At 62.8% G+C, this 19622-nt stretch carries 15 protein-coding genes; 14 read left to right on the top strand and 1 reads right to left on the bottom strand.

Annotated elements, in window-relative coordinates; translation table 11 throughout:
* The first annotated feature begins 95 nt into the window (after positions 1-95).
* The 6 genes from prsT to ACJMKX_RS08905 all read left to right on the top strand — a co-directional run bounded on the left by prsT (position 96) and on the right by ACJMKX_RS08905 (position 8908).
* Positions 96-2906 (top strand): XrtA/PEP-CTERM system TPR-repeat protein PrsT, encoded by a 2811-nt coding sequence (prsT, locus tag ACJMKX_RS08930; RefSeq protein WP_405223903.1) that lies wholly within the window; start codon positions 96-98, stop codon positions 2904-2906.
* Positions 2907-3009: 103 nt separating this feature from the next.
* The gene (locus ACJMKX_RS08925; protein ID WP_405223901.1) at positions 3010-3627 is read left to right on the top strand and encodes an XrtA/PEP-CTERM system exopolysaccharide export protein; all 618 of its coding nucleotides are present in this window, start codon (positions 3010-3012) and stop codon (positions 3625-3627) included.
* Positions 3628-3636: 9 nt separating this feature from the next.
* On the top strand, positions 3637-5178 hold the full coding sequence (locus tag ACJMKX_RS08920) for an XrtA system polysaccharide chain length determinant (RefSeq protein ID WP_405223900.1): 1542 nt from the start codon (positions 3637-3639) through the stop codon (positions 5176-5178).
* Positions 5179-5189: 11 nt separating this feature from the next.
* Positions 5190-6095: an XrtA-associated tyrosine autokinase gene (locus tag ACJMKX_RS08915; RefSeq protein WP_405223898.1), complete on the top strand. Its 906-nt coding sequence runs from the start codon at positions 5190-5192 to the stop codon at positions 6093-6095.
* Positions 6096-6116: 21 nt separating this feature from the next.
* Positions 6117-7391: an outer membrane beta-barrel protein gene (locus tag ACJMKX_RS08910; protein ID WP_405223896.1), complete on the top strand. Its 1275-nt coding sequence runs from the start codon at positions 6117-6119 to the stop codon at positions 7389-7391.
* 5 nt (positions 7392-7396) lie between these two features.
* A complete protein-coding gene (locus tag ACJMKX_RS08905) occupies positions 7397-8908 on the top strand; it encodes an exosortase-associated EpsI family protein (RefSeq protein WP_405224559.1) in 1512 nt (503 codons plus the stop codon).
* Positions 8909-8958: 50 nt separating this feature from the next.
* Here the strand turns inward: ACJMKX_RS08905 and ACJMKX_RS08900 are convergent, their stop codons facing one another.
* On the bottom strand, positions 8959-9837 hold the full coding sequence (locus ACJMKX_RS08900) for a GNAT family N-acetyltransferase (RefSeq protein ID WP_405223894.1): 879 nt from the start codon (positions 9835-9837) through the stop codon (positions 8959-8961).
* 414 nt (positions 9838-10251) lie between these two features.
* Between ACJMKX_RS08900 and ACJMKX_RS08895 the strand changes: the two genes are divergently transcribed.
* The 8 genes from ACJMKX_RS08895 (at position 10252) to ACJMKX_RS08860 (ending at position 19369) form a co-directional block, all read left to right on the top strand.
* The gene (locus ACJMKX_RS08895; protein WP_405223892.1) at positions 10252-11352 is read left to right on the top strand and encodes a glycosyltransferase; all 1101 of its coding nucleotides are present in this window, start codon (positions 10252-10254) and stop codon (positions 11350-11352) included.
* A gap of 115 nt (positions 11353-11467) precedes the next feature.
* Positions 11468-12502 carry an NAD-dependent epimerase/dehydratase family protein gene (locus tag ACJMKX_RS08890; protein WP_405223890.1) on the top strand — a complete coding sequence of 345 codons (1035 nt, stop codon included), beginning with the start codon at positions 11468-11470 and terminating at the stop codon, positions 12500-12502.
* The gene (locus ACJMKX_RS08885; RefSeq protein ID WP_405223888.1) at positions 12502-13065 is read left to right on the top strand and encodes a dTDP-4-dehydrorhamnose 3,5-epimerase family protein; all 564 of its coding nucleotides are present in this window, start codon (positions 12502-12504) and stop codon (positions 13063-13065) included. The genes ACJMKX_RS08890 and ACJMKX_RS08885 overlap by 1 nt, the downstream gene beginning before the upstream one ends.
* A 35-nt stretch (positions 13066-13100) precedes the next feature.
* A complete protein-coding gene (locus tag ACJMKX_RS08880; RefSeq protein ID WP_452233332.1) occupies positions 13101-14378 on the top strand; it encodes a DUF4910 domain-containing protein in 1278 nt (425 codons plus the stop codon).
* Positions 14375-15166: a sugar phosphate nucleotidyltransferase gene (locus ACJMKX_RS08875; protein ID WP_405223884.1), complete on the top strand. Its 792-nt coding sequence runs from the start codon at positions 14375-14377 to the stop codon at positions 15164-15166. The genes ACJMKX_RS08880 and ACJMKX_RS08875 overlap by 4 nt, the downstream gene beginning before the upstream one ends.
* Complete coding sequence (locus ACJMKX_RS08870; protein ID WP_405223882.1) at positions 15163-15813, top strand: PIG-L deacetylase family protein; 651 nt, start codon at positions 15163-15165, stop codon at positions 15811-15813. The genes ACJMKX_RS08875 and ACJMKX_RS08870 overlap by 4 nt, the downstream gene beginning before the upstream one ends.
* A gap of 94 nt (positions 15814-15907) precedes the next feature.
* The gene (locus ACJMKX_RS08865; protein WP_405223880.1) at positions 15908-17113 is read left to right on the top strand and encodes a glycosyltransferase family 4 protein; all 1206 of its coding nucleotides are present in this window, start codon (positions 15908-15910) and stop codon (positions 17111-17113) included.
* A 450-nt stretch (positions 17114-17563) separates the two neighbouring features.
* Entirely contained in the window at positions 17564-19369 is a 1806-nt protein-coding gene (locus tag ACJMKX_RS08860; protein WP_405223878.1) for an asparagine synthetase B family protein, read from the top strand.
* Positions 19370-19622 lie beyond the last annotated feature (253 nt).

The following is a 19622-nucleotide window of genomic DNA, read 5'->3' as shown; positions in this document are numbered from 1 at the left end:
AGAATTCTAGCGCTAGACTGGCGCGAGGCTGACCCGGTAAGCATCGGGTCACGAACTTCTCGATCAGGGATCGTCGCTTGGGGGTATGCCCGAACATGCTTGAAACGTCGCGCACGTGGGCCGGCCGGCTCGCCAGGGTTCCGATCCTATTCTCTCTTCTTGTCGTGGTCGTCGGCTGCGGGCTGGCCATGGACCACGGCGAGCGCCTGCAGCGTGCCGGGCAGGCCTACGAAGCCGGCGAGTACCGCGCCGCCGTCATCGATACCAAGCGCATTCTGCAGGACGAACCCGACAATCGGGCGGCGCGCCTGCTGCTCGGCCGCGCCTCGCTGCGAGCAGGTGACCCCGCCACCGCCGAGGTCGAACTCCGCCGTGCCGTCGATCTCGGCGTGGACTCCTCCGAGGTCGTCGTGGACCTGGCTGAATCCATGGTACGACTCGGCCGTTACAATGAAATGCTGGAGGAGATCCGGCCGGCGGTGGCCGCCCACGAAGCCGACCGGCTCGCCGTGCTCCGTCTCCGCGGCGACGCGACCATGGGTCTGCAACTGCCCGAGTCCGCGCGGGATATTTACCTGGATGTACTGGAGGCGGATCCGGCGAACTCTCACGCACGGCTCGGCCTCGCTTCCACCTACATTGCCCAGGAGGATTACGGCGAGGCCCGGCGCATCCTCGATGAGCTTCTGGCCGCCGATCCCGACTTCGCCCAGGGCTGGCGCGCGTCGGCCTCGCTGCACCTGTCCCGTGGCGATGCAGAATTCGCCGTGCAGGATTTCGAGCGGGCGGTGGGACTCTCGGCAGGTGCCGACGATACCGAGAATCAAGCCCAAGCCCTGGGCGGCCTCATCGAGGCCCACCTGGCTGGCGGGGGCACCGCCGCCGCGAAGGCCGCGGTGGAGCAGCTGCGCTCCCTGACCGGCAGTAACGTCGCTTCGCGCTACCTGGCTGGGCGGGTCGCTTACCTGGAAGAAGACCTCGACATCGCGCAGACGGAGCTGCAGCAAGTTTTGAAGGCTGCGCCGGAATATCGGCCCGCACAGCTCCTGCTCGGCGCCGTACACCTCCGGCAAGGCAATCTCGGTCAGGCCGAGATGTATCTCTCCGCGGTCGTGGCGGCGGCGCCGGCGAGCGCCAATGCCCGCCGACTGCTGGCCGAGACTCGGCTTCGGCAGGACCGAGCCGAGGAAGCACAGGAGGTTCTCCGCCCGCTGCTTGGCGGAGAAGACCGCGACGCAGCCACCCTGAATCTGGCTGTTCGCGCCAGCCTCGAGGCGGGCGACTACGACAACGCGATTGCCTATCTGACTCAGGCGGCCGAGTCTGCCCCCGACGATCCGGCAATCCAGCTGGATCTGGCCGCTGCCTATCTGGCCGCGGGAGAAGCCGAGCAGGCCGAATCCATCATCCGGTCGCTGCCGGAGGAGGCGGGTGACGCCAGTTACCGGCGGAATTTCCTGCAGGTAATGGCGCCGCTCCGCCGGGGTGACCCGACCACGGCCATGCAAGAGGCCGAGGCCATGCTGGAGCGCTGGCCCGACGATGCCCGCGTCCGCAACCTGATCGGCGGCGTGGCACTCTCCATGGCCCGCCTAGATAAGGCACGCGAGCACTTCCTCGCGGCGCAGAAAATTGCGCCCGACGATATCGCTGCCTATATCAATGTCGCCCGCATCGATACCCGCGAGGGCAATCTGGACGCGGCCAGAGAGCAATACCTGGCGGCGCTGGAGCAGCGGCCGGAATCGAGCCGGCTCATGGTGGCGCTGGCCCAGCTCGAGGCCCGGATGGCTAACAGGGATGCGGCCGTCGACTGGCTGGAGAAGGCCCGGCAGGCGGACGCCGACGCCCTCGCGCCGAGGGCGCTGCTCAGCCGCTTCTACGTGGCAGAGGACGAATTTGAGGCGGCACGGCAGGTGGCGCAAGAGGCGGTCGTACTGGATGCGGCTAATGCAGAACTTCAGAATCTGCTGGGCCTGGCTCACCAGGGACTAGGTGACAACGCGGATGCCTACGCCGCGTTCGAGCGTGCCGCCAAACTGGCACCGGACGAGCAGACCTACAGCATCAACAAGGCGCGGGCGGAAATGGCACTGGGCGACGCCGCGACCGCTGAGGAGACCCTTCGGGCATCCGGAGGAGACAATCCGGCGAATCTGCGGACGGCCTCGATGGTGGCGATCGCGCGGGCCCGGCAGGGAGACATAGACGCCGCCCTGGAAATCGCGGAAAGCCTGCAGGCGCGCCACCCCGAGGACGCCGTGCCCTTTGCGCTGGAGGGCGAGCTGCTCGCCTCGCGTGAGGATTATTCGGGAGCCGCGGCGGCGTACGACCAGGCCCTCGCTCTGCGCCCCGGGGATCGACGCCTGGCGTTCAGGGCCTTTCGTGCTCGCGCGGAGGGAGGTTTGAGCGATGCGGCTGCGCCCCTGCGGAGCTATCTGGATGGTGAGCCCGATGACACGGGCGCTCGGCTGGCCGTGGCTCAGCACTATCAGACCAGCGGCGATGGCCAGAGGGCGATCTCCGAGTACGAGCGAATCCTGCAGTCGGAGCCCGAGAATTTCGTGGCGCTGAACAACCTGGCGTGGGAATACGCCCAGTCCGGTAACCGCCGGGCGGAGAGCATCGCGCGACGCGCCTGGGAGTTGCGCCCGGATAATGGCTCGGTAGCGGATACGCTGGGCTGGATCCAGGTACAAAACGGTAATCTGGAAGAAGGCATCCCGATGCTGCGTCGGGCGGTCGAACTCAGTAACGGAAGGGCTCAGGTGAAGTATCATCTGGCCGCCGCCCTTGCCTCGGTCGGAGAGCCAGCCGAGGCGCGGAGGCTGCTCGAGGAGATACTGGAGTCCGACGCCGAGTTCAGCAGCCGTGCCGAGGCGCGGGAACTCCTGGCTTCTCTGTGACACCATTGACACTGGGAAATGTCGATGTCATCAGGGAAACTGCCCTGATCGGACGATAACCTGTCGAAGTCTGCAAGCGATTTGGAATCTTATGTCAATGCATATGCCGAGACTACTACTTTTTCTGGCCGCTGCGCTGGTACTGGGCGGCTGTGCTTCCCCGCCGAGCCTGCCTCCGGCTGAACCCGGCACCACCATCACCGACCGGGCCGACCAGGCCGAGTATCGCATCGGCCCCGGCGACATGCTGGAGGTCTTCGTCTGGCGCAACCCCGAGATTTCCGCGACCGTGCCCGTGCGGCCGGACGGCAAGATTTCGACGCCCCTGGTCGAGGACATGGTGGCTGTCGGCAAGACACCGTCCCAGCTGGCGAGGGACATGGAGGAGGTGCTCGCCACCTACATCAAGAGCCCGTCGGTCAACGTCATCGTCACCGGGTTCCAGGGCACCTTTGAAGAGCAGGTCCGTGTGGTCGGGCAGGCCGCCAATCCCCAGGCCATCCCCTATCGCGAGGGCATGACAATTCTGGACGTTATGATTGCCGTGGGCGGCCTCGGCGAGTTCGCCGCCGGGAATCGCGCCAAGCTTGTGCGCAAAGTCGATGGCGAGGCGCGGGAATACCGCGTGCGCCTCGACGATCTCCTCAACGGTGGCGATATCAGCGAGAACAAGGTCGTGCAACCGGGCGACGTCCTCATCATCCCCGAATCCTTCTTCTGATACTCGCCAATGACCCCTCAGATTCAGGATCTTCTCGCGCAGCTGAAGGGCCTCTGGCGCTATCGCTGGATGGCGCTCGGTGTCGCTTGGCTCGTTTGCCTCGTCGGCTGGGCGGGTGCCTACCTGTTCCCGGACACCTACAGGGCCGAGGCGCAGGTGTACGTCGACACCAGTTCGGCTCTGCGGGACGTCATCGAGAATCTGACGATTAAAACCGACGTTCGTAGCCGGGTGGATCTCGTGACGACGCTCATGCTCGGGCGGCCGCAACTGGAGAAGGTGGCGCGCAAGACGGATCTGCATTTGCGCGCAAAGACCAGCCAGGAGTTCGACAGCCTGATCGGTGGCATGCGCACGCGGATCAATATTCAGAACGATGAGCGGCGCGACCCTAACGTCTTCACGATCAGCTACAGCGACATCGACCCGGTGGTAGCCAAGGAGGTGGTTGACACCTTGGTCAGCAACTTCCAGGAAGACGTGCTCGGCGAGAAGCTGGTGGATACCCAAAAGGCCCAGGAGTTTCTGCGAGATCAGCTCCGGCAGCTCGACCGCGAACTCAGCGAGGCGGAACAGAAGCTCGCCGAGTTCCAGCGCGAGAACGTGGGACAGATGCCGGGAGAGAGCGGCGACTACTTCGGTCGCCTTCAGGCGCAGATGGATGCGCTGGAGGAGACCCGGGCCGAGATCAGGCTGGCGGAGCGCCGTCAGCAGGCGCTGCGCCAGCAAATGGCGGGGGAGTCGCAGACCATGGAGTCCGCCGGCATCCAGTCGGATCTCGACCGGCGGATCGACGAGCATGAAGCACGCCTCGAGGAGCTTCAGCTGCGGTTTACGGAACGCCACCCGGACGTGATCGCGATCAAGGAGACCCTGACCGAGCTCAAGGCCCAGAAGGAAGCCGAACTGCAGGCTCTGCGCGACTCCGGTGGTACCGGTGCCGCGTCTGATAATCCCGTCTACCAGAACATCCAGATGGAGATGAGCAAGGTGGACGTGGAGCTGGCTGCGCTGCGGGAGCAGGAGGCGTCCCAGGAACAGAAAATCCGGGAGCTGCGCGGGCTCATCGACGTCTTGCCGAAAGTCGAAGCGGAGCTGAAACGCCTGACCCGCGACTATGACGTGAAGCAGGCTCAATACCAGTCGCTGTTGCAGCGGCTGGAAGTCGCGGAGCTGACCGAATCGGCGGAGGCGAGCGAGGATGTCGACTTCCGGGTGATGGAACCGGCATCGCTGCCGCGGAACCCGGCATCGCCGAACCGGCCGGCGCTCATCGCCATGGTCCTTCTCGCCGGCCTGGGCGGAGGCGGTGCGCTTGCCTTCCTGCTGAATCAGATGAACCCGGTATTCAACAACGCGCGGATGCTGCGTGAGGCGACGGGCCTGCCGGTGCTGGGCACCGTGCAAACCATGCGGACGAGGGAGCGCAAGCGCTGGCGCATGGTGCAGATCTCCTCCTTCGGCGCCGGCCTGGCGGTGCTCGGCGTCGCTTTCGTTGCCGTGTTCCTGATGCACGATACCGGCAGCCAGTGGCTGCAGCGGCTGGTTTAGGGAAGAACCGAATGAGCAAGATTCAGGATGCTTTGCGCAAGATCCAGTCCGGGTCCGGAGGGCGCGAGAAAAAGATAGTACAAAGTGGTGAAACCAGTCAGATCGCCGCGCTCACGATTGCGCCGCCGGAGGAAGAAGTAGACCTCGAGAGCTATGACGGCCGCATCGTCGCCATCGACCGCCAGTTGTTGCGAAGTGCGGGCCTGCTTGCCCCCGAGGAGCAGGAGCTCTACATCGCGGAGCAGTACCGGATCATCAAGCGGCCGATCCTCGACCTGATGGCGGGCGCCTATGCGGATAAGCCCGAGTTCGCGAACCTGGTGATGATTGCCAGCGCGCTGCCCGGTGACGGCAAGACCTTCAACGCCATCAATATCGCGCTCAGCATGGCGGTGGAGAAAGACACGTCGGTGCTGCTGGTGGACGCGGACGTGGCCAAGCCTCACGTGAGCGAGCTCTTTGGCTTGAAGAGCGAGCCCGGCCTCATCGACGTGCTCACGGACAAGTCACTGAGTGTCGACAACGCCATCATACGGTCTGACGTACCGGGCCTGAGCCTCCTGCCCGCCGGGCGGCCGAATTCCCACGCCACCGAACTGCTGGCCAGCCGGCGCATGGCGCGGATGGCGGCGCACCTGTCCAAGTCCGTGCCGAACCGCATCGTCATCTTCGATTCGCCGCCGCTGCTGGTGACCAGTGAATCCAGAGTCCTGGCCAGTCGCATGGGGCAGATCGCGCTGGTGGTCTGCGCCGGCAAGACGCCCCGGCAGGCAATCGACTCGGTGTTGGACAGCCTGGACGCCGACAAGGCCGTGAACCTGATTCTGAACCAGGCGGGCACCTCTTTCTCCGATGCCGCCTACGGCAGCTACCAGTACGGCTACGGGTATGGCGAGAGGGCGACCGCCCGGACGTAACCTATCGCGACGGTGGATACGATGAGACCAACAATAGCGATTTTCCTGGCCAGCCTCGCATTAGCGGCCGGCAACACCGCGCTCGCCGCGAAGCTCGATTACGAACTCCGCGCCGGCGGCACCTACAGCGACAACATCGGCCGCGACTCGGGCGCGGAAGAGGAGGGCACCATCGCGTTCGTCGGCCTGAGTACGGATGTGACCCAGGCAACCCGGCGCATCGACTTCAGTCTGCTGTCGGATCTCGACTTCTTCCACTACCCCGATACGGATTTCGACGACGAGGTGTTCGGCGCCGCCAACGCGGACCTGACCCTGGACCTGATCCCGAACCTCCTGGACTGGGTCACCACCGACCGCTTCGGAAAGCTGCAGACCAACCCGTTCGGCGCGGACACTCCGGACAACCGGAGCAACTTCAATAATTTCTCCACCGGCCCGGAACTCACCCTGTCCCTGGGTGACCGGACCCGCCTTACCCTGGGCGGGCGCTACGGGGTCAACAGCTTCGAGGAGCGGGACACGGACAACGATCAGGTAACCGCCAGCATCGCACTCAGCCGCGCTATCAGCCGCAACCGCAGCGTCGGGCTGACCGCCGCGTACGACGACATTGACTACGACGACGAGCTGAACCAGGACTTCGAGCGACGCTCCCTCGCCGCCACCTTCCGCAGCGAGATCTCCCGGGGCAGCCTGGCGGTGGATCTCGGCATCAACGAGGTGGAGGTAGCAGGCGAGACGCTGGACGGCACGCTGGCCAGCGTGTCGTTCGACCGGAACCTCACCGCCAGGACCTCCTTCAGTCTCGGCTACGACCGGCGCTTTTCCAATGCCGGCGATATCTTCAACCGGTTCCAGACCGGTGGCAGTGGATTCGGCGAGACTCAGGACATCGCCGGCGACGGCGAGCCATTCGAGAGCCAGCGGTTCTCCGTCTCCCTGCGTACCGAGGCGGGCGGCAACGACTTCTCGCTGGCCGTCTTTCGCTCCGAAGAGGACTTCGAGTCCGACAACGCCCTGGAACGCCAGCGGGACGGGGTCCGCGCAGGGGTGTCTCGGCGGCTGGGCAGCAATTGGCGCATCTCCCTGGACGGGCGCTTCGAGCAGAGTGACTTCCAGAATGCGGACCGCGAGGACGACGATCTTTTCGCCAGCGTGAATGTCTCGCGGCGCCTGACGCGGACGCTTTTCATCGACTTCACGTATCAGTATGCGGACCGGGGCAGCAGCGACGGCGGGTTCGACTTCACCGAGAACCGCTACACGCTTACCCTCCGGTTCGACCCTGATTGAGTCTCATGCGGCGCTGGGCGGGTCTCATCGCCTACGCGGGCAGCGTGGGCCTTGTCCTCCTGCTCCACGCCGAGGCGGTGGCATCCGTCAGCCGCTTCTGGAACGAGGCCTTCGTCTACGGCCACGGCACGGCCCTGTCCGTCCTCGTGCTCGCCGCGGCGGGTTATTACCTCGCCCGGTTGCAACCGTTCGAGGAATCACCTCCGCTACTGGTCGGCATGCTGCTGGTGATCTCGGGCGTGTTGCTGAAAGCAGTCACGGTGGCCGACGTCGTGGTCGGCCAAATGATCATGCTCCACGTTCTCGCCTGGCTTGCCGTGGCCTATGTGTTCGGGCTGCGCGCCGGCGTCCGCCTGCTGTCCCTGTTCGCGGCCCTCGTCTTCACCTGGTCGGTCTGGGACGTGCTCGTGGCGCCGCTGCAGATGGTAACGGCGAAGGTCAACAACCTGTTGCTGGACCTGACGGGGAGGACGGCCTACGTTCGGGGCGACACCGTGTACGTGGCCGCCGGCACGTTCGTGATCGAGCGGGGCTGCGCCGGCCTGAATTACTTCATCGCCGCCTGCAGTCTTGCCGCCCTGTACGGGTTCTGGTTCCTGCGCACGGTCCCGGGCCGCATCCTGGCCGTGCTGGTGGCCATGGCCGCCGCCATGGCGGCGAACTGGCTGCGGGTGTTCATCGTGGTGGTGGCCGGCGACATGACGGATATGCAGAGCGGCCTTGTGGAAGACCACGTGATGTTCGGCTGGTTCGTGTTCGCCGCCGTCATGCTGGCACTGCTGCTCCTCGCGCAGCGCTATCTGCCGGTGGCCGCGGAAGAAAAGGCGCCGCCGGGAATGGAGGGGGGCGGCGCCGACGGCGGCAGCGACCGGGCGGTCCCGTCGACGGGCCGGGCGCTGGCCCCGGCGGCCCTGGGCGTTCTCTTGTTGAGCCTGCCGTCCCTAGGTGTCTTCGCGCTGGCCCGGGCGCCGGCGGCCGCGGACCCGCTCTGCACGGCCCTGCCGGAGCGAGTGAGCGAATGGCGCCGGGTTGACCAGCCACCGCCGGCCGCGCTGTCGCCGGAGTTCCCGGATGCCCGGGTTCGGTGGGGCGGCGCATTCGAGTCCGAGGCCGGCACGCTCCACGCCTGGTATTTCGGCTACCGTCTCGGCGAAGAGGGGGCCGAGGTGGTCGGCTATCCCAATCGCTGGTTCGACCCCGGTGAGTGGCGCCGGGCGACTGCGGATACCGCCGGCGCTACGGGGACCCTTGACCTCGCCGGTCCGCGTGTAGTGAGGCTGTCCAGGGGGTCGGAATCGCGGGTGATTGCGGCGGGCTACGTCTTTGGCGCCCGCGTGAGCGGCCACGCCCTGGTGGCCAAGGTCTGGCGCGCCGCATCGGAGTTGCGGGGTCGGGATACTGGGCACGCCGTCGCCGTGTCCGTCGGCTGCGCCGCGGCGGACTGTGACGCGGCTGCGCAGATGGCCAGCGGCTTCTTCCGCCGGCTCGAGGCGGTGGGGTTCTGTGCTGAGCAATGACCGGATGCCTGACTTTTGCGCAGGCTTTATCGGGCGATCAGGAGCGCGGTTCAGCGGCCGCGCCAGCGTCTTGAGAGCCGGTAGGCTGCCGCTGCGGTCGGCGCGCGGGTGAGCCGCTGGGTGGCGATCTCCGTGGCTTCGCCGGCGAAGTCCCGCTTGTAATTGCGGGCACGCCCGGGTCCTGCCAGGAGGTCGAGGTACGCCACCCCGGATTCGCATAACGCCTCCGCGGAGTAGCCGATGTGCAGGTACCCCAGGGAGATGCCCCGGGAGTAATGCGGCATGAAAGCGGACTGGATGTTGTATTCGGCATCGCCCGCGCGCAGGTTATACATCACCGAAACCGGACGATCGCCGTCGCAGAGCATCGAGAGGCGGATGCGGTCGCGGAAGCCGTCTCGCTCCGCGAGTTCCAGTAGGAACTCCCGGCGCAGACCCCGGAAATGCACTCGACCCCAGCGGGATTCGTGGAACCCGGCCATGATGTCGAGAGCATCTTCGAGGGCTTGGTAGCCTTGCTCGACGTGGCGCAGGTCGGGGCAGCGGCGCCGGTGGGCGACGGCCTTGCGGCGGGTCGCCCCCGGCAGGCGACTTACCCAATCGGAGAAGCCCCCACGCAGATCGAGCCGGTAGGCGGTCAGCGCGTCGGTGCGGTCGAGATGCGCCGAGGGAGACTGCGCTCGGCGGCGCTCGGTCAGCCTGGCGACCAGGCTCGATTCCCTCGTGTTGGCGGCGACCAGCTGGCCCCAGTCCCGCCGGTTCCCCAGATACCGGGCGAAGGCATCGAGTACAGCATCCTCGTGTTGGCGGTCGACCACAAGGTCCAGGTATTCGCTCATCACCGTCCCCGCCTCGCGCCAGAGTTCGCCGGTGAGCTCCAGCCGCTGCAGGGTCAGCGGACCCCAGAGGCGGGCCTTTCGCCGGCACAACGGGGCGATCCCCACCAGCCGGTCGTTGGAGCGCGCAGCGAGAAAAAATGGCTTAAGGGCAAAGGCACGCCGATGGAGCTGCCACCAGACAACCTGCCAGTCCCAAGACAGGAACAGGGGGTCTGCGCGGCTGCGGCAAAGGAGCTCAGTCCAGGGCTCGCGTGCCTCGAGGAACTGCTGTTCCGTCCAGGGCTCGACTATGACTTCCGTCGTTGACCGAGAATGGATCAAACTTCGCGCCCGTTCTTCGCCGACGCCGCGTGATCGGCACGGCCATCCCCACAAAGTATACGCGGCTCTGCGCTGCCTGCTCGCAGCTCCGTCACAGAAGCGGGCTCGGCCGGCAGCGCCAGCGCGGCTCTATTTGTGACCCCGGCCCTTTCGGGCGGGGCTTTTTTCATTAAGATGTGTTCCATGAAGTCCAAGTCAAAAAAGACTTCGCCGAAATACCGCGTACGATGGCATGTATCGCCGACTTTCTACCTGGAATTGTGTGGCAGCCTCGTAAGTGGGTTGGCTGCGATGCGTGCCAGGGGAGAGACGGACTTAATCCTGAATGTACCCCGCCCGCCAATGAATCACGAGCATTTCATGCTCTTTGACGTCGAGGATCTTCGGACCGGCCGCGCTCGAAGGGTCGCTCTTGATCTCTTCGACAAGAGCGACCTTTTCTGCCGGCGTACCCTCGAGGATGTGGATGTCTATTTCAAGCGTAACTACTGGAGTCCTGCCATAGCCGACTTGCCACATGCGCTACGCCGAAAGATGCGGTCTTCGGGTCTCACGTTCGGCTGTTATCTCGCCGGTACTCGGCCGTTCATGCTCAAAATCGCACTCGCTGGCCTCATGGCGCGGTTTCGAGCGCGCGACACGTATCCACTTCGCCGCTCTTTTGCCACGTGCCTGTCCCAGATGGAGTACGTCCGCAGCTGGCTGGCGAACGAGGATTGGCAATGGGCGGAAACGGACCAGGTCCAAGCCCGAGTCGTCTTTCAGACCCGTGTCTGGAGGTCCGTACGGGGGGATTCCCCCGGCGACATCCGAGTCAACGAGGAGCGGATGGAGGTCGTGCGCGCCCTCCGGCGCGCATTTGACTTTCCCGATACAATCGGTCTGTTGGACTCGATGATGGCCCGTGAGATCGGACCGGAGCTGCTTCTCAGCAGGAAAGTCCCGAGAAGCGAGTACGCGACCCAGCTTCGAACCAGTCTCGTGGCGGTCAATTCCCACGGAGTACACGGCAGCGCGGGTTTCAAAGTCGCCGAGTCGCTTGCTGCGGGCTGCGCGATCGTAAGTCGCCCCATGCTGATCGAGTTGCCTGTTCCTCTGGAACCGGATGTGCACTATCTTACCTATGATTCTGCTGAGGAATGTGTCGATAAATGTCGCTACCTGCTCGATAATCCCAAGGCGTCCAACGGGATGCGTGAGCGCAACCGGCAGTATTACCGCGAGAACGTGCATCCTCTCTCCGCTGCTCGAAACTTCCTTCGAAGCGTGTTCAGCGACAACTAAGCCACGAGATTTTTGTGAACTCAGCCCTTCAGGGGATCCGTTTTTAGACTAAAATTGCGTTAATGGCAGCTTGGTGCGTTCGACCGGGAAGGGTAGTTTGCGCCCGGAGGGCTCTATGAAGGTTTTCGTCACCGGCACGGACGGCTATATCGGCGCCGTTCTGGCTCCCGCTCTGCTGGCGGATGGCCATCAGGTGATCGGCTTTGATACCGGCTATTACCGCAGCGGCTGGCTGTTCACTGATCCGGCCTACCTGCCCCGCGGGCCCGAATCCGTGTGCGGTGACGTCCGCCGCGTGACGCCGCATATGCTGGAAGGGGTCGACGCCGTCGTGCACATGGCCGAGCTCTCCAATGACCCCCTCGGCGAATCGAACCGGGAGGTGACCTTCGACATCAACCACCGGGGCTCCCTGGCCCTGGCCCGGGCGGCCCGGGAGGCCGGCGTGCCGCGCTTCATCTACACCTCCTCGTGCAGCGTCTACGGCGTGGCCGACGAAGACATCGTGGACGAGACGTCGCGGGTCAATCCCCAGACGGCCTACGCGGAGTGCAAGGTGGCCGTGGAACGCGACGTCGGCGCCATGGCCGAACCGGGTTTCAGTCCTGTATTCCTGCGCAACGCCACCGCCTATGGCGCCTCCCCGCGGATGCGCTTCGACATCGTGCTCAACAACCTGGCGGGACTCGCCTGGACCACCGGCAAAATAGCCATGATCAGCGACGGGTCTCCCTGGCGGCCCATCGTCCACATCGAGGATATCGGCGCCGCCGTCCGCCAGTGCCTGGCCGCCCCCGTGGAGGCGATCCACAACGAGATCTTCAATGTGGGCAGCAGTGCCGAGAACTACCGCATCCGGGAGATCGCGGAGATCGTGCAGGAGGTCTTCCCGGAGTGTGAGCTGACGTTCGGGCCGAGCGGTGGCGACAACCGCAGTTACCGGGTCTCCTTCGACAAGATCGCTTCGCGCCTGCCCGGATTCTCCTGCCGCTGGACGGCCCGGGACGGCGCGCGCCAGCTCCGCCGGGTGTTCGAGCGCATCGGCATGACGGCGGCCGACTTCGAGGCGCCCGCTTACACAAGACTGAAGTGCCTGAAGCAGCTCATCGCCACGGGCCAGATCGACGAGGACTATTACTGGGCCGCCTGATGCGCTTCACGGAAACACCGCTCCCCGGCGCTTGGCTGGTGGCGTCCGAGCCCCACCGGGACGAGCGGGGCTATTTCGCGCGCCTGCGCTGCTCGGGTGAGTTCGCCGAATACGGCCTGCCGGCCGGTTTCGTGCAGACGAATCTGTCGTTCAATCGGCAGGAGGGCACCTTCCGGGGTCTGCATTTCCAGCGTCCGCCGTCCCGTGAGGGCAAACTCGTGCGCTGCCTCGCGGGAGCCGTGCACGACGTCATCGTGGATCTGCGGCCGGACTCGCCCGCCTTTCTGCAGCACTTCTGGGCGGAGCTGACGGCCGACGAGCCCGTCGCCCTGTTCGTGCCCACGGGCTTCGCCCACGGCTTCCTGACGGCCACCGATGGCGCGCTGGTCCTCTACGAGATGACCGACTACTATCAGCCGGAGCTGGGCGACGGCATCCGCTGGGACGACCCGGCCCTCGGCATCCGCCTGCCTGGCGATATCGACGCGATCCATCCCCGGGACCGGGACTACCCGGATCTGGACGTTGCCGTACTGAAGTGCTTCGCGGGGTGGGGGCTGTGAGCGAGGCGGTGGCGCAGCGGAAGCCAGTGGAACTCATGCCGCTGGTCGAAGCCCTGTATCCCATCTGCCGCAGCATCACCGGCGATGGCGTGAGGCAGACTCTGGCCCTCGTTGCAGACTGGGTTCCTCTTACCATCCACGAGGTGCCCAGCGGCGAGCCCGCCTTTGACTGGACGGTACCGGACGAGTGGAACATTCGCGAGGCTTGGATCGAAGACGAGGCGGGGCGGAGAATTGTAGATTTCGCGGACTCGAACCTGCACGTGCTGAACTACAGCGTGCCGGTCAACAAGATCATGGGCCTGGCCGAACTGGACGAGCATCTGTATTCCCTCCCGGACCGCCCGGATTGGATTCCCTACCGGACTTCCTACTATTCGGAAAAATGGGGTTTTTGCCTGCCCCACCGACTGCGCCAGAGCCTCACCGAGCAGCGCTACCGGGTGAAGATCGACGCGGATCGTCGACCCGGTAGCCTCACCTACGCCGAGTGTGTCATTCCCGGCGACACCGAGCGGGAGATATTGGTCTACACGCACACCTGCCACCCGTCCCTGTGCAACGACAACCTGAGCGGTATCGTCGTGGCGGCGGCACTCGGGCAACGGCTCATGGAAGAGGCGCCCGGGCGCCATACCTATAGGCTCGTGTTCGGACCGGGCGCCATCGGCTCCATCGTCTGGCTGAGCCGTAACCGAGAGCACCTGAAGCGTATTGCCGGCGGCCTCGTGATCGGGCTCCTCGGTGATGCGGCCGCTCACACCTATAAACGCTCCCGGCACGGTCATCACCAGATCGACCAGGCAGCAGAGTACGTGCTCGCGGCCCATGACCCCTTGGCGCGGATCATGGATTTCGAACCCTATGGCTATGACGAACGCCAGTTCGGCTCGCCGGGCATCAACCTGCCGGTGGGTCGGCTCACCCGCTCGGTGAACGGCGGCTATCCGGAGTACCATACCTCGGCCGATAATCCGGGTCTCGTCACCGAGGAGCGCCTGCAGGCCTCCCTGGATATTGTGACGGCGATCCTGCAGACGCTGGACGAGAACCGTTATCTTGTGAATCAGCAACCGATGTGCGAGCCCCAGCTGGGCAAGCGGGGGCTGTATCGAGCCACCGGCGGCGCGGACCTGCCCGAGCGAGAGTCAGCCATGCTGTGGCTGCTGAACCAGTCGGACGGTGAGAATTCGCTGCTGGATATCGCCCGGCGATCCGGTGTGACGTTCGAAGCCCTAGTACGCACAGCCCAGGAACTGGAAGCGGCCGGACTGCTGCGAGAATGTGACCCGGAAGAACAGGCGCCATCATGAAAGTCGTTTTATTCTGCGGGGGCTTCGGCACCCGGCTCAGGGAGCACTCGGACGTGGTGCCAAAGCCGCTGGTGGAGGTCGGTAGCCAGCCCATCATCTGGCACCTCATGCGTTACTACGCCCATTTCGGGCACAAGGACTTCATCCTCTGCCTTGGCTACAAAGGAGACATGATCAAGCAGTTCTTCCTCAATTACGACAGCTACCGTCACCGCGATTTCATGATGGAGGCGGGCGGCGCCCGCCTGACGCCAGCCGAGAGCGATATCGCCGACTGGACTATCCGCTTCGTGGATACCGGGCTGCACTCCAATATCGGTCAGCGCTTGCTGCGCGCGCGGGAGTACCTGGACGGGGAGACGAACTTCCTTGCCAATTACACCGATCAGTTAACGGACTTCCCCTTGCCGGAGCTGATCCGCTTTCACGAGGCCAACGACCTGACCGCGAGCTTTCTTAGCGCGAGACCGTCCCAGTCTTTCCACCACATGGAAAGCGACGAAGAGGGTTTCGTGACCGCCATTGGGACAGCGGCGGAACTGGATTTCTGGATCAACGGCGGATATTTGATTCTTAACACCAGTATTTTCAACTACATCCAGGAAGGCGAAGAACTGGTGGAGAAACCTTTTTCCCGCCTCATGGAGGAGCGCCGCCTCGGCACCCGCAAGTGGAACGGATTCTGGGCTGCCATGGATACGTTCAAAGACAAGATCACCTTCGACCGCATGCATGGCAGCGGCAACCGGCCTTGGGAGGTGTGGAATCATCGCGAGGACGAAACATGACGCCTCTGCGGTTGGATCTCGGCGATGCGCCCACGATTCTCTGCCTGGGGGCACACAGCGATGACATCGAGATCGGCGCGGGGGGGGCGATTCTGTCGCTGGCGGTGCGCTATCCGGGTGCCACGATCCACTGGGTGGTTTTCTCAGGTATGGGCGAACGGGGCGCGGAGGCGAGAGCGAGCGCCGAATTTTTCACCGCAGAGTTCGCGAACCGGAATATCGGGATATTCCAGTACCGGGACGGATTTTTCCCTGGCGAGTTCACGGGACTGAAAGAGACTTTTCAGACGATCCGTGAGGCGTGCGATCCCGATCTGGTGTTTACGCATTACCGGGAAGACCTGCATCAGGATCACCGGATGGTGTCCGATCTTACCTGGCAGACCTTTCGTGATCACTTGATTCTGGAGTACGAGATTCCGAAATACGATGGGGATCTGGGCCGACCCAATCTGTACTTTCCGCTGGAAGAAGCGGTGTGCGAGAAGAAGTTGTCGGGGATCGAGAAGTTCTTCGGGTCCCAGCGCGAAAAGCGCTGGTTCAACCGGGAAACGTTCGCGTCGATCGCGCGAATGCGGGGCGTGGAATGCGCCTGCGTGGGTAGTGCTGCCGAGGCGTTTTTCAGCCGGAAGGCTCGGATTCAATGAGAGCGAATGGGGCACCCGAGGAAGCCCGTATTCTTAAGTGATGCGCATCCTCTGGCTTTCACATCTACTCCCCTGGCCGCCCAAGGGCGGACTGATGCAGCGGTCCTATTATCTAATGCGAGAGGTCGCGCAACGTCACGAGGTGAGTGTAGTCGCCTTTCGTCAGCACGCGCATCAGCCGGACAGAGCGCATTTTCAAGCGGCGCTTGATGCGATCTCCGCATTTACGCAAGTAATTCATGTCTCAGACCTTCCCGAGGATCGGCAGATCGGCGGTCGCGGGGCGCTTGCTCTGCGCTCTCTGCTCCCCGGCGTACCTTATACGATCCGCTGGGGGATGTGCGATGATTATAGAAATGCTGTCCGAAAAGCCGTCACGGATTTGCAGCCGGACGTGGTCCATTTCGATACCCTGAGCTTGGCGCCCTATCTAGACGCGATAGGGGGGTTGCCCGCCGTGCTGAATCATCACAATATCGAGTCGATAATGCTGTTGCGCCGAGCGGAACAAGAGAATAACCCGTTCAAGCGTGTGTATCTGTGGCAGGAAGCTAAACGCCTGGCGGCCTATGAGCGACTCGTCGCCAGCCGGTTCCGGCAGCACTTGGTATGCGCAAACCTCGATGCAGAGCGACTACAACAAACAGTCGGCGACGTGCCGACCTCTGTGGTGCCTAATGGCGTGGATCTGATGTACTTTCAACCCGCGCCTCCGGCCACAGAACAGCTACCGAACTCACTTATTTTTGTTGGCGGTCTGAGTTGGTACCCAAATATCAGCGCTATTCGCTTCTTTCTCAAAGAGGTCTGGCCCGCTCTGACTGCAGCATACCCCGAGATTCTATTTCGGATAATTGGTCGCAATCCGCCTCCAGATATCCTCGCCATGTCGAAGCGGGACCGACGCATCCAGGTTTTGGGCTTTGTCGACGATATCCGTCCCCTGTTTCACGAAGCGATGGTATTTGTCTGCCCTATCTTCGACGGAGGCGGGACAAAGCTAAAAATGCTGGATGCTATGGCAATGGGGAAAGCGATCGTTGCACATCCGGTGGCGTGCGAAGGATTGGACTTGACTCACGGGCACCATGTGCTTATGGCGACCAGTGGCGCGGATTTCACCCAGCAAATTGCCCGACTCCTGGATAATGATGCGGAGCGGAAGAAGCTCGAGCAGAATTCCAGAGAATACGTATCCGCTCGTTTCTCGTTTGCGTCGATTGGCCGAGATTTGAGTCGCATCTATGTCAACATGTCCAGTCCCCCACAGTCGAACCGCATGAGAGGCGTAGTGGGCTAGATGTGCTCATCACGTCGCAAACGCGCTCTACCAGATAATAGGATGGGACCACATAAGCGCGGACATTGGTCATAGCTGGATTTTATCTTTATTGGACCTGCCGCCGATTTGCAAGGACGAATTCCAAGAGCTAGTTGTAGAGGTTGCGGAATCGAGTACAAACCATAGCTAAGTGGTTAAGGGCACCAGTGGGTTCTCCGGACGGCCGTTAGGTTTGTTAAGGGGAGGGTTTAGCTCTTCCTTGAGATCGCAGCACCGTGACGGAGGCTGCGCATCGTGAGGACTCCGGTCGGGAGATCGCAAGGGTTCGTGATCTGCCGTGAGCTTCAATTTCACCAAGATCAGATGAGTGGAGCGCGCCCGGTGTTCCATGCGCGATGCAGGGGGTATGCTCGATGACGTGCGCTGCTGGTTTTGCCTCCCACCGACTAGACGGACGGAAAATTTGAGATGTCTTTCATATTTGTATCAGGAGGCGCTTCTTCGTTATCGCGTTTTCACCATGCGGAGCTCTCTTACACCAGAGAGTTCACGGAGGCATGGTCTGATGGAACTTGTGCGTTATTCGTTAGGAGGGATGGCGGAACATCGGTATGGGATCTGCCCGGCTACTTCGCGGTGACGGATGGAGAGAGAGTAGACGGAATTTCGCAAGGTGTGCATGCGTTGGAATCCGGCGACGCGGAGCCGCTGTCGCGCATGATCCGCGGCAACGCTGTGGCTATATCAAAGCATACCGGGTATGCATGGGTATTGTCAGATACGCTGGGCAGTTTCCCGTTCTTCTATGGGGATTCCCAAGACCGAGGCTTTCGCGCCTATTCTCCGATTCAGGGCGATCTACGTTGGCTCCTTGACTGCCAGCCGGATTTTACCGGCGTGTACCAGTTTCTCGGTGGTGGCTACACCATCGGCAGGCGTACGGTATGCCGAGGCATGTATCAGTTCCTCCCAGGGGAGAGCCATATTATCGAGCCGGGCCGAAGCGCAGTTGAGGCGGTTATCAAGGTTCTCCCTAATCCTTGGGCGACAGAGAAACGAGTGCACCTGGATAGCTGCGCGACCAAGGCCATCCATGCGGTCACGCTCGAGGGCCGGCGGCTAGTTGGTTGCCAAGTCATGTTTTCGGCAGGATGGGACTCGCGCACGATCCTGGCGGGCATACTGGCGAATGGCCTGGAAGACGAGGTTTTGGCCTATAGTCACGGTGACACAAGTAGTCGCGAGCTTCGGATCGCGGACCGTATCTGCCGTGATCACGGCGTTCTCAGTTACTCGCGCGAGTTGGCGGAATTAGAGATCGATGTTGCTTTACTCGAGCGGGCGTTAGAGGATTCCGGGCATTCGTTGTTTCCCCACTGGCGACTCGCGAGCGAGTTCGCAAGGGAGCGTGGATTACGTTCTCTCTCTGGAGGAATATTTGGTGGAGTACTGGGTGGCCACTACGGCGTCCCTAGCATTGTCCAAGGGCAGCGCGCCCAGCTTACAAGTCTCCTCAAGTACCTCTATGGCCCAAAACCATCATCCAACACAGGAGCGCGAGCCCTAGATACTGCCTTTAAGCTGTTGCACCGCCCGTCCTATATCGACTGGTGGTGCCTAGATTCTGGAGTCAGAGAGGAAATTCGCCGCCAAGTCATAACGGACTGCGCGGTGGACACAAAGTCAGAGTTGCAGCGACTGGCTGAAAGTGGTGTGACGAATCTCGACAGCTTGGTGGAAGCATTTCAGGTCGGACACCGCGGGAGACAGTACATGAATGGGCAACTTGGGATCTGCCGCAGCGTGATTCCTATTGTTAATCCATTCTCAAACGATGAATTGGTTTCTTTAGCATGTGCTCTGCCCTTGAGGTGCAAGATTCACAACAAGGTCAACCAGGAGCTGCTACGTCGAATGGCACCCAGCCTATTGCGCTATCCAATGGCCGCCACGCTTCTTTCAGCTGCTTGGCCAATCGGAATGCAGGAGCTCTCCAGGGGTGGACGAAAAGTGGCCGAGAGCGTGCGCTGGCGACTCTATCGGGCCACTGGCGGAGTGTCCGCAAGACATCCGAACATGGGTTGGGTGAACTTCGATTTCTTGAGGACCGGCACACTACTACATGATATCGTCGATTCGTTGCTTGCTGATTTCTGGGATAAGGCCACTATGCACCGTACGATCAGCGAGCATCCCTTGACGAGCCTGCACCCTCTGTACGATATGCTCTGCAAGATCAAGACTATCGACCATCGGCTTAACCATTCTCGGTGACAGCACGCATTGGTTCCTTGGCGCCAGTGACTTCGACCGCTTTCGGCACATTAGTCTGGTCGCCGTCATGGCAGGCCCCACGGCAGGATTTTGAGCATGTTCCAAGAGTTGCGAATCCGCGTTTCAGCTCGGTAAGCATAGCCCATTGGACTTCTTCAAGGTAGCTTCAGTCTGACGTAGGCTCGTATCCAGAAAGCTGGACCACTTCCACCTCAACGCGCGAAATCGACGAACGCATCTTGACGGATCGTGG

This window comes from Lentisalinibacter sediminis (genome assembly GCF_040706615.1).
In the GTDB taxonomy this organism is placed as follows: Bacteria; Pseudomonadota; Gammaproteobacteria; order Steroidobacterales; family Woeseiaceae; genus Lentisalinibacter; species Lentisalinibacter sediminis.
Note: the sequence above shows the minus strand (reverse complement) of the source record. Positions and strands in the feature narration are given on the sequence as shown.